This is a genomic window from Bradyrhizobium sp. MV1.5 (assembly GCF_055807615.1).
In genome coordinates, this window is sequence record NZ_JBVVPL010000005.1 from 260,699 (window position 1) to 270,300 (window position 9,602).

A 9,602-nucleotide genomic window follows, 5' to 3' on the forward strand; every position below is an offset into this window, starting at 1 on the left:
TGAATCGGAACGTTGATGGCGTTCATCGCTTGTATTTCACATCACACCGGCTCAAGATCATTTTCGAAAGCAATACTCCGGCATGTGAACCGGCTGAGGGGCGGCCATATGGACGAGCTAATCGGGCGGCTGGCGACAAACGCCAGCATAGATAGTGCTGTCGCCGAAAAGACGGTCGGCATTATCCTGGGCTTCCTCCGCAACGAGGGTCCTTCCGACAGCGTCCAAGTCCTGATCGACCAAATTCCAGGTGCAGAAGCGGCAATCGAGGCGTCCCGCAGCGGCGGAGGACTGTCGCGGCTGATGGGCGGCGGCCTGATGGCGGTCGGCACGCGCCTGATGGGCCTGGGACTTGGGATGTCCGAGATTCAGAACATCGCCCGTGAACTTTTTCGCTTCGGCCGAGACAAAATCGGAGCGGATCAGATGGGCAAGATCATCGCGGGGACCCCGGGCCTCAGCCAGTTCGCCTGACGCCTGCGCATTTCACATCGAGTATCATGACATATCCGATCTCCGAGATTGAGGGCCTGTCGGCCTTTGCCGCCAACAAGTTGAAGGCGCAGGGTATCCGCACCACCGACGCGCTGCTCGAGGCGGCTTCGACCGTGAAGGGCCGCAAGGCGCTCTCCGCCAAGACCGGCATCAGCGAGCAGTTGCTGCTGGAATGGGCCAACGTCTCCGACTACATGCGCATCCCCGGCATGGGCCGGGCCAAGGTCGGCCTGGTCCGCGCGGCCGGCGTCACCACCGTGCGCGAGCTCGCCTACAGAAATCCGGCAAGGCTCGCCCAGAGCATGCGGGACGCCAACGAGAAGAAAAAGCTGCTCCGCATCCTGCCCTCGGAGAAGTCGGTCGGCGACATCATCGCCAAGGCGAAGAAGCTGCCGCCGAAGATTTCGTATTAGGGCTGCTGCTCTCCGGATACGGAGTGGGCGCTACTCTCTCGGCATCGTTTTGCCCGATGGGCAACAATGCATCCCCCAACTCCGCCGTCATACGCCGCGAAAGCGGGTATCCAGTACGCCGCGGCTCCTCCGTATCGTGGCACTGTCTCTGGAATACTGGATTGCCCGCTTTCGCGGGCAATGACAGCGAGGGTGTGCGACGCCGTGCCGAAACGCTGGCAACCCACCGCTTCCCGTCTTGAATCCCCCCTTCCCGACCGCTAAAGCGGGCCGCATGAATGCCTCGCCCTCCCCATCCGTCCCGGCGGCCGGTTCAGTCGGGCTCGACGTGCTGCGGACGCTGCTGGAGCGGCCGATCCCGGCGGTGATGGGCGTGCTCAACGTCACCCCGGATTCATTCTCCGACGGCGGCGAATTCATAGCGCCCGAGCAGGCGCTCGCGCGGGCACGGGCGATGATCGAGGCCGGGGTCGACATCATCGATATCGGTGCCGAGTCCACCCGGCCCTACAAGGGCGCCCGGCCGGTCACCGCGGCAGACGAACTGGCTCGGCTCAAGCCGGTGCTATCGGACATCGTGGCGCTCGGCGTGCCGGTCTCGATCGACAGCATGAAGGCGGAAGTGGTGGCCTTCGCGCTCGCTCAGGGCGCTGTGATCGCCAACGACGTCTGGGGCCTGCAACGCGACGCCGGCATGGCGCCGATGGTCGCCGCGAAGGGCGTCGCCGTCATTGTCATGCACAACCGCGACAGCGTCGATCCCGCCATCGACATCATTGCGGACATGAAGGCGTTCTTCCAGCGCTCGCTGGATATCGCGGCCAAAGCCGGCATCGCTCGCGACAAGATCGTGCTCGATCCCGGCATCGGCTTCGGCAAGACGGCCGAACAGAGCATGATTGCGCTGGCGCGGCTGCGTGAATTCGACATGTTCGGCCTGCCGATCCTCGTCGGCGCCTCGCGAAAACGTTTCATCGCCTCGGTGTCGCCGTCGGAGCCGACAGAGCGGCTCGCCGGCTCGATCGCCGCGCATCTGATCGCCGCGCAGCGCGGCGCGAAAATCATCCGCACCCATGACGTCGCCGAGACCTTGCAGGCCCTGCGAGTGGCGCACGCAATCGAGAGCAAGCCATGACCGATACGATCTTCGTGAGCGGCCTGTCGATCCATGCCCGCCACGGCGTGATGGAGCACGAGACCGAGGTCGGCCAACGTTTTGTCATCGATCTCGAACTCTATACCGATCTGTCGGAACCTTCCCGCAGCGACCGGCTCGCCGACACCGTGTCCTACGCCGACGTCGTGGCGACCACCACCGCGGCCTTCAAGAACACCAATTACAAGCTGCTGGAGCGCGCGGCCGGCGCGGTCGCCGACGCCATCCTGTCGCACTTCCCGCGTATCCGCGCCGTGAAGATCACCGTGCACAAGCCGCATGCGCCGATCGCCGCGATCTTCGACGACGTCGGCGTCATGCTGACGCGCTCGCGGCACCCCTGACATGGCGAGCGTCCTGATTGCGCTCGGCGGCAATGTCGGCGATGTCCGCGCCACCTTCCAGAAGGCGATCGCCCATATCTGCGGCATGGCGCAGGCTGGGTTGATCGCGCGCTCGTCGGACTATGCGACGCCGCCTTGGGGCGACGAGGACCAGGCTCCCTTCATCAACGCCTGCATCGAGATCGAGACCGATCTCGATCCGCATGCGTTGCTGTTCGTGATGCAGAAGGTCGAGCAGAAATTCGGCCGCACGCGCGATAAAGAGCGGCGCTGGGGGCCGCGCACGCTCGATCTCGACATGATCGCCTATGACGACGTGTCGATGCAGAAACCCGACCTGACCCTGCCGCATCCGCGCCTCTTCGAGCGCGCCTTTGTGCTGGTGCCGCTGGCGGAGATCGCGCCCGACCGCGTGATCGCAGGCATTCGTGTCCGTGACGGTCTCGCCAGCGTCTCGACACAAGGCATTGAGCGGCTTCCGGATACCGGTTAACCAAAAACAACCGTTTGCAGGGACGGCCGGCCGTGGCAATTTCGCCTGCGAACAACAAGATTTTCGGGAGCCCTTCGCCGCATGACCTCCGCGACTGACGACCTGCCGCTGGCGGCGGATTTTCCCAAGGCGACCGTCGACGACTGGCGCAAGCTGGTCGATGGCGTGCTGAAGGGCGCGCCGTTCGAGAAGCTGGTCGGCAAGACCTATGACGGCATCAGGATCGATCCGCTTTATCCGCGCGCCAACGGCGTTGCGCCCGTGGTGGGGCGGCCGGCGGCGGCGCCCTGGCAGATCATGCAGCGGATCGACCATCCCGACGCAAGTGCGGCGAATGCGCAGGCGTTGACCGATCTCGAAAATGGCGCGACGGGTCTGGCGCTGGTGTTCGCCGGCGGCAATGCCGCTCACGGTTTGGGGCTGGAACCGACCGCAGACGCAGTCGCAAAGATTTTGAAGGATATCCATCTCGATGCCGGCATCGGGCTGGAGCTCGAGATCGGTCCCCAATCGCGGATGGCGGCGATCCACGTCGCGGAATATGTGAAGAGCAACGGCATCGATCCCGCGGCATGTGACATCCGCTTCGGGCTCGACCCGCTCGCAGCAGCCGCGGTGTGGGGCCATAGCCCCTATACCTGGGACGAGATCGTTCCGGCCATCACTGGCGGCATCAAGGGCCTCGCCGCGCTCGGCTTCAAGGGTCCCTTTGCCTCGGCCGACGGACGCGTGATCCACGATGCCGGTGGCTCGGAGGTGCAGGAGCTCGCCTTCGTGCTCGCCTGCGGCGTCGCCTATTTGCGCGCGATCGAGAGCGCGGGCGTTCCGCTGGAGCAGGCGCAGGGCATGGTCTATGCGCGGCTTGCCGCGGATGCAGATCAGTTCCTTACAATGGCAAAATTCCGCGCCCTGCGACTGCTGTGGGCGCGTATCGAAACGGCGTGCGGGCTCACGCCAAGACCGCTGTTCCTCGCCGGCGATACCGCCTGGCGCATGCTGACGCAGCGCGATCCCTATGTGAACATGCTGCGCGCGACCATGGCGACGTTTGCGGCCGGACTTGCCGGCGCCAACGCGATCACCGTGCTGCCGCATACGCTGGCGCTCGGCCTGCCCGATCCGTTCGCGCGGCGCGTGGCGCGCAACACGCAGCTCGTGCTGCTGGAAGAGAGCAATCTCGCCAAGGTCAGCGATCCCGCGGCAGGCGCAGGCGGCATCGAGACGCTGACCGGCCAGCTCTGCGACGCGGCCTGGGCACTATTCCAGGAGAGCGAGAAAGCCGGCGGCGCCTTCGCTGCGCTTCAGCAGGGCCTGTTCCAGAGCAAGGTCGCGGCCGCGCGAAAAGCCCGCGACGCCAACATCGCAAAGCGCCGCGACGTGCTGACCGGCGCCAGCGAGTTTCCGAACCTGCACGAGAACGAGACTACGGTGCTGAAGGCGACGCCGATCGCGCTGGCGCCTTATGGCGAGCAAAAATACAAGTTCGACGCGCTGCCGCCGATCCGGCTTGCGGAACCGTTCGAGGCGCTGCGCGACAAATCCGATGCGGCGTTGAAGGCACACGGCGCGCGGCCGAAAGTGTTTTTGGCCAATCTCGGCACGCCCGCCGATTTCACGGCGCGCGCGACCTTTGCCAAAAGCTTGTTCGAGACCGGTGGCATCCAGGCCGTCGATAGCGAGGGCTTCGCCGATCCGGCCCAGTTGGCTGCCGCCTTCAAGGCCTCCGGCGCCGGGCTCGCCTGTCTTTGTTCCAGCGACAAGGTGTATGCGGAACACGCCGAAGCCGCGGCGCAGGCCCTGCAAACCGCCGGGGCCCGGCTTATCTATCTGGCAGGCCGCCCGACCGATGCAGAGGCGGCGCTACGTACAGCCGGCGTCACCGGCTTCGTCTTTGCCGGTGGCGATGCGCTTGCGACGCTGCAAGACACGTATCGACGGATGGAGCAGCCATGACGGAAGCAGGCAAACCCGTTCTCACCGGCGGCTGCCAATGCGGGGCAGTGCGCTTTGGAGTCATGACGGCGCCGAACAGGGTTTCGATCTGCCACTGCCGGATGTGCCAGAAGGCCAGCGGGGCGCCGTTCGCCTCTTTTGCCGACATCAACAAGACGGACTTCGCCTGGACCAAGGGGAAGCCGTCGTTCTTCCGCTCCTCCTCCATCGCCGAGCGCGGCTTTTGCGCCGCCTGCGGCACGCCGCTGAGCTTTGGCCGTATCGACGGCGACCGGATCGAGATCATGACCGGCGCGTTCGACCGTCCTGACCACGTGGTGCCGACACGGCAGTTCGGCACCGAGTCCCGTCTCGGCTGGGTGGTCGGGATCGCCAATTTGCCGAGCCAGACCACGCAGCAGAATTACGGGCCGGAGAAGATGGCGACCATCGTCAGCCATCAGCATCCCGATCATGATTGAGCGCCTATGATATGGTTGAAACCATGACCCGCATTCCTGATTTCGCCGACGTCGCCTTCGAGCGCGCCAACACCGCCGCGCCATCAGGCAGCGCCGAGCCGTGGCTGACGCCCGAGGGCATTCTGGTGAAGCCCGCTTATAGCGAGGCCGACCTGGCCGGGCTCGACTTCCTCGAGACTTATCCGGGCATCGCGCCTTATCTGCGCGGCCCCTACCCGACCATGTATGTCAACCAGCCCTGGACTGTGCGGCAATATGCCGGCTTCTCCACGGCGGAGGACTCCAACGCATTCTATCGCCGCAATCTCGCGGCCGGACAGAAGGGCCTTTCGGTCGCATTCGACCTCGCCACCCATCGCGGTTATGACAGCGATCATCCGCGCGTCGGCGGCGACGTCGGCATGGCCGGCGTTGCCATCGATTCCATCTACGACATGCGCACGCTGTTTGCGGGCATTCCGCTCGACCAGATGAGCGTGTCCATGACCATGAACGGCGCGGTGCTGCCGATCCTGGCGCTCTACGTTGCGGCCGCCGAGGAACAAGGCGTGCCGCCGGAGAAGCTCTCAGGGACCATTCAGAACGACATTCTGAAAGAGTTCATGGTGCGCAACACCTACATCTATCCGCCCACGCCCTCGATGCGGATCATCTCGGACATTTTTGCGTACACCTCGCAAAAAATGCCGAAATACAATTCGATCTCGATCTCCGGCTATCACATGCAGGAGGCCGGGGCGACGCAGGACCTCGAGCTCGCCTATACGCTGGCCGACGGTGTTGAATATCTTCGTGCCGGCCTTGCGGCGGGCCTCGATGTCGACCGCTTCGCGCCGCGCCTGTCGTTCTTCTGGGCGACCGGGATGAACTTCTTCATGGAAGTCGCCAAGATGCGCGCCGCGCGGCTGCTCTGGGCGAAGCTGCTCAAGCCCTTCAATCCGAAGGATCCGCGCTCGCTGTCACTGCGCACGCATTGTCAGACATCCGGTTGGTCGCTGACCGCGCAGGACGTCTTCAACAACGTCATGCGCACGACGGTGGAAGCGATGGCGGCAACGCAGGGTCACACCCAGTCGCTGCACACCAACGCGCTCGACGAGGCGCTGGCGCTGCCGACCGATTTCTCCGCGCGCATCGCCCGCAACACGCAGCTCTTCCTGCAGCAGGAGAGCGGCACCACCCGCATCATCGATCCCTGGGGCGGCTCGTATTATGTCGAGCGTCTGACGCGCGACCTCGCCGCCAAGGCCTGGGGCCACATCCAGGAGGTCGAGGAGCTCGGCGGCATGGCCAAGGCGATCGAGGCCGGCGTACCGAAGCTGCGCATCGAGGAAGCCTCGGCCAAGACCCAGGCCCGCATCGATGCCGGCAAGCAGGCGGTGATCGGCGTCAACAAATACAAGCCGACCGACGAAGCTCCGATCGATATCCTCAAGGTCGACAATACCAATGTCCGCCGGCTCCAGATCGACAAGCTGACGCGGCTGAAATCCGAACGCAATCAGAAGGACGTCGAGGCCGCGCTCGCTGCGCTGACGCGCTCGGCCGGCGAAGGCAATGGCAATCTGCTGGCGCTCGCCATCGACGCTGCGCGTGCGAAGGCAACCGTCGGCGAGATCTCGGACGCGATGGAGAAGGTGTTCGGCCGGCACCGCGCCGAGATCAAGTCCATCACCGGCGTCTACAAGCGGGAGGCGTCCAGCATGGGTAACCGGGTCGAGAAGGTTCAGGCGCTGATCGACGCCTTCGAGGAGGCGGAAGGCCGCCGTCCGCGCATCCTGGTCGCAAAAATCGGCCAGGACGGTCACGATCGCGGCCAGAAGGTGATCGCGTCCGCCTTCGCCGATATCGGCTTCGACGTCGATATCGGACCGCTGTTCGCGACCGCCGACGAAGCCGCGCGCCAGGCGGTCGAGAACGACGTCCACATCCTCGGCGTCTCCTCGCTCGCCGCCGCCCACCTCACCGCCGTGCCGGAGCTGAAGGCCGCGCTGAAGAAGCAGGGCCGCGACGACATCATGATCATCGTCGGCGGCGTGGTGCCGCCACAGGATTACGACGCGCTCTACGCGGCCGGCGCCGAAGCCATCTTCCCGCCGGGCACGGTGATCGCGGACGCGGCCGAGGAGCTGATCCGCAAGCTGAATGCCCGGCTCGGGCATAGCGAGGCAGCGGAGTAGGTCGCCATCGATCTTCGAAAGGACAGTGCGTGATATTTTCCGCGCCAGCGTTCATGCGCGCGCTAGCTGTGGTCGCAGCCTGCGGCGCGTTGTTGGCTACCGCCCATGCCGCCGACCCCAAGCCCGACGCGGTCATCAAGACCAAGAGCATCGAGGCCCGCGTCTTCCTCGACGACAAGGTCAAGGCCGATGCGGCGCTGGCGGCCGACTGCCTGACTGAAGGCAAGAAGTGGATCGACAAGAACGCGGCAGAAGCCGCCGCCTCGCGCAAAGAGGATCCGCAGTTCTTCAGGGATGGCGGCTGGGACTTTGAGCGCAAATACGCGGTCCGCTCCATCGTTGCCGACCGCTATGTCAGCGTCCTGCGCAACGACTACATGGACACCCACGGCGCCCATCCCAACTCCGACGTGAACACGGTCCTGTGGGACAAGGCGGAGAACAAGCGCATCTCCATCCGCCCGTTCTTCGCCGAGACCGCCGACAACGGCCCGGCCATGAAGGCAATGGTGAAGGCGGTGATCGCCTCGTTGAAGATCGAGAAGAAGAAGCGCGATACGAGCGAGACCGCCACCGACGAATGGTTCAAGAGCGTGGAGCCGAGCCTGCTCAAGATCGGCGCCGTGACGCTCGCGCCTTCAGCCGACGCGGGCAAGAGTTCCGGGCTCACCTTCCACTATCCGCCCTATGCAGTCGGACCCTACGCCGAGGGCGAATATGTCGCATTCGTGCCGTGGCAAACGCTGAAGCCCTATCTCACCGCAGAAGGCACCCGCATTTTCGGTGGCGCGCGACCGAAGAGCGACGCGGACGAGCCGCAGTGATCGTGTTGAGCAGCGACAGGTTGCTCGCAGAGCGCTGGTCGCGCTGCCTTGCAGCCGCGCTGCAAAGCCGACTAGAATGTCGCCATAGACAAGAGCGCCTGACGTCATGGGCGCCGCTGGGAGGCATTCATGTCCAAGATTACGCGCCGCACCTTTGCGGCCTCTTCCGCTGCGGTTGCAGCGTCGGCCGCATTCGGCCTCACACCCGCGCTTGCGCAAGCCTATCCGGCGCGGCCCGTCACCGTGATCGTGCCCTGGGGCGCGGGCGGCGGCACTGACGCGACTGCGCGCATTGTCGCAGCGCTTCTGGAGAAGGATCTCGGCCAGCCCTTCAACGTAGTCAATCGCACCGGCGGCTCCGGCGTCGTCGGCCATACCGCGATCGCGACCGCGCAGCCGGATGGCTACACCATCGGCATGCTCACGGTCGAAATCTCGATGATGCACTGGCAAGGGCTGACCGAGCTGGCGCCGAAGAGCTACACCCCGCTGGCGCTGATGAACGAAGATCCCCCGGGCATCCAGGTCTCCTCCTCCTCGCCTTACAAGACGGTGAAGGAACTCTCGGAAGCCATCAAGGCGGCCCCTCCCGGCAAGTTCAAGGCCTCCGGCACCGGCCAGGGCGGCATCTGGCACCTCGCGCTGGTCGGCTGGATGCAGGCGATGGGCCTGCCCGCCAACCAGGTCGCCTGGGTGCCGTCGAACGGCGCCGCGCCCGCGATGCAGGACCTCGCCGCGGGCGGCCTCGACCTCACCACCTGCTCGGTGCCGGAAGCCCGCGCCATCATCGAGGCCGGCAAGGCCAGGAGCCTTGCCATCATGGCGCCGGCACGCAATCCGATCTTCAAGGACGTGCCGACGCTGAAGGAGGCGATGGGCATCGACTACGCGACCGGCGCCTGGCGCGGCATCGGTGCGCCGAAGAACCTTCCGCCGGAGATCGCAACGAAGCTCACCGCGGCGCTGAAGAAGGTCTACGACTCCGCCGAGTTCAAGGACTTCATGGGCAATCGCGGCTTCGGCACCGTGTGGGGCGATGCCGGCCAGTTCGCAAGCTTCATGGACAAGGGGGACGCTCAGATGGGCGAAGCGATGAAGGCGGCGGGTTTGAGCAAGGCGTGATCTCCTGCGACTCTCACGCGAGGCGATAGTTGATTGAAGTGGCCGGTCCGCACGCTCAGTTCACCTCGCCCCGCTTGCGGGGAGAGGTCGGAATGCGCGCGAAGCGCGGATTCCGGGTGAGGGGGACTCTCCGCGAATCCAACTTTCATATGCCCCGCGGG

General features: G+C 65.1%; 10 protein-coding genes. All 10 read left to right on the forward strand.

All coding sequences use genetic code 11. The annotated features are described in order from the left end of the window. Positions 1 to 108 precede the first annotated feature (108 nt). The 10 genes from AC0L2J_RS07585 (at position 109) to AC0L2J_RS07630 (ending at position 9,441) form a co-directional block, all read left to right on the forward strand. Positions 109 to 474: a DUF2267 domain-containing protein gene (locus tag AC0L2J_RS07585; RefSeq protein WP_247399217.1), complete on the forward strand. Its 366-nt coding sequence runs from the start codon at positions 109 to 111 to the stop codon at positions 472 to 474. 26 nt (positions 475 to 500) lie between these two features. Then, positions 501 to 908: a DUF4332 domain-containing protein gene (locus AC0L2J_RS07590; protein ID WP_007608193.1), complete on the forward strand. Its 408-nt coding sequence runs from the start codon at positions 501 to 503 to the stop codon at positions 906 to 908. Between the two features lie 274 nt (positions 909 to 1,182). After that, on the forward strand, positions 1,183 to 2,043 hold the full coding sequence (gene folP, locus AC0L2J_RS07595) for a dihydropteroate synthase (RefSeq protein ID WP_473388268.1): 861 nt from the start codon (positions 1,183 to 1,185) through the stop codon (positions 2,041 to 2,043). Further along, entirely contained in the window at positions 2,040 to 2,408 is a 369-nt protein-coding gene (gene folB, locus AC0L2J_RS07600; protein ID WP_007593547.1) for a dihydroneopterin aldolase, read from the forward strand. The genes folP and folB overlap by 4 nt, the downstream gene beginning before the upstream one ends. A gap of 1 nt (position 2,409) precedes the next feature. After that, positions 2,410 to 2,901: a 2-amino-4-hydroxy-6-hydroxymethyldihydropteridine diphosphokinase gene (folK, locus tag AC0L2J_RS07605; RefSeq protein WP_473388271.1), complete on the forward strand. Its 492-nt coding sequence runs from the start codon at positions 2,410 to 2,412 to the stop codon at positions 2,899 to 2,901. 81 nt (positions 2,902 to 2,982) lie between these two features. After that, positions 2,983 to 4,854 carry a methylmalonyl-CoA mutase family protein gene (locus tag AC0L2J_RS07610; RefSeq protein WP_473388274.1) on the forward strand — a complete coding sequence of 624 codons (1,872 nt, stop codon included), beginning with the start codon at positions 2,983 to 2,985 and terminating at the stop codon, positions 4,852 to 4,854. Further along, positions 4,851 to 5,315 (forward strand): GFA family protein, encoded by a 465-nt coding sequence (locus tag AC0L2J_RS07615; protein WP_007608185.1) that lies wholly within the window; start codon positions 4,851 to 4,853, stop codon positions 5,313 to 5,315. Before AC0L2J_RS07610 ends, AC0L2J_RS07615 begins: the two co-directional genes overlap by 4 nt. A 23-nt stretch (positions 5,316 to 5,338) precedes the next feature. Further along, complete coding sequence (gene scpA, locus AC0L2J_RS07620) at positions 5,339 to 7,495, forward strand: methylmalonyl-CoA mutase (RefSeq protein ID WP_473388278.1); 2,157 nt, start codon at positions 5,339 to 5,341, stop codon at positions 7,493 to 7,495. Positions 7,496 to 7,548: 53 nt separating this feature from the next. Further along, positions 7,549 to 8,319: an RsiV family protein gene (locus AC0L2J_RS07625; protein WP_473388297.1), complete on the forward strand. Its 771-nt coding sequence runs from the start codon at positions 7,549 to 7,551 to the stop codon at positions 8,317 to 8,319. A 129-nt stretch (positions 8,320 to 8,448) separates the two neighbouring features. Continuing rightward, the gene (locus tag AC0L2J_RS07630; protein WP_473388280.1) at positions 8,449 to 9,441 is read left to right on the forward strand and encodes a tripartite tricarboxylate transporter substrate binding protein; all 993 of its coding nucleotides are present in this window, start codon (positions 8,449 to 8,451) and stop codon (positions 9,439 to 9,441) included. Positions 9,442 to 9,602: the final 161 nt, after the last annotated feature.

Coding starts and splice junctions, on each gene's coding strand:
- AC0L2J_RS07610 (WP_473388274.1), top strand. CDS start 2,983: ATGACCTCCGCGACTGACGACCTGCCGCTGGCGGCGGATTTTCCCAAG.
- AC0L2J_RS07615 (WP_007608185.1), top strand. CDS start 4,851: ATGACGGAAGCAGGCAAACCCGTTCTCACCGGCGGCTGCCAATGCGGG.
- AC0L2J_RS07625 (WP_473388297.1), top strand. CDS start 7,549: ATGCGCGCGCTAGCTGTGGTCGCAGCCTGCGGCGCGTTGTTGGCTACC.
- scpA (WP_473388278.1), top strand. CDS start 5,339: ATGACCCGCATTCCTGATTTCGCCGACGTCGCCTTCGAGCGCGCCAAC.
- folB (WP_007593547.1), top strand. CDS start 2,040: ATGACCGATACGATCTTCGTGAGCGGCCTGTCGATCCATGCCCGCCAC.
- AC0L2J_RS07630 (WP_473388280.1), top strand. CDS start 8,449: ATGTCCAAGATTACGCGCCGCACCTTTGCGGCCTCTTCCGCTGCGGTT.
- folP (WP_473388268.1), top strand. CDS start 1,183: ATGAATGCCTCGCCCTCCCCATCCGTCCCGGCGGCCGGTTCAGTCGGG.
- AC0L2J_RS07585 (WP_247399217.1), top strand. CDS start 109: ATGGACGAGCTAATCGGGCGGCTGGCGACAAACGCCAGCATAGATAGT.
- folK (WP_473388271.1), top strand. CDS start 2,410: ATGGCGAGCGTCCTGATTGCGCTCGGCGGCAATGTCGGCGATGTCCGC.
- AC0L2J_RS07590 (WP_007608193.1), top strand. CDS start 501: ATGACATATCCGATCTCCGAGATTGAGGGCCTGTCGGCCTTTGCCGCC.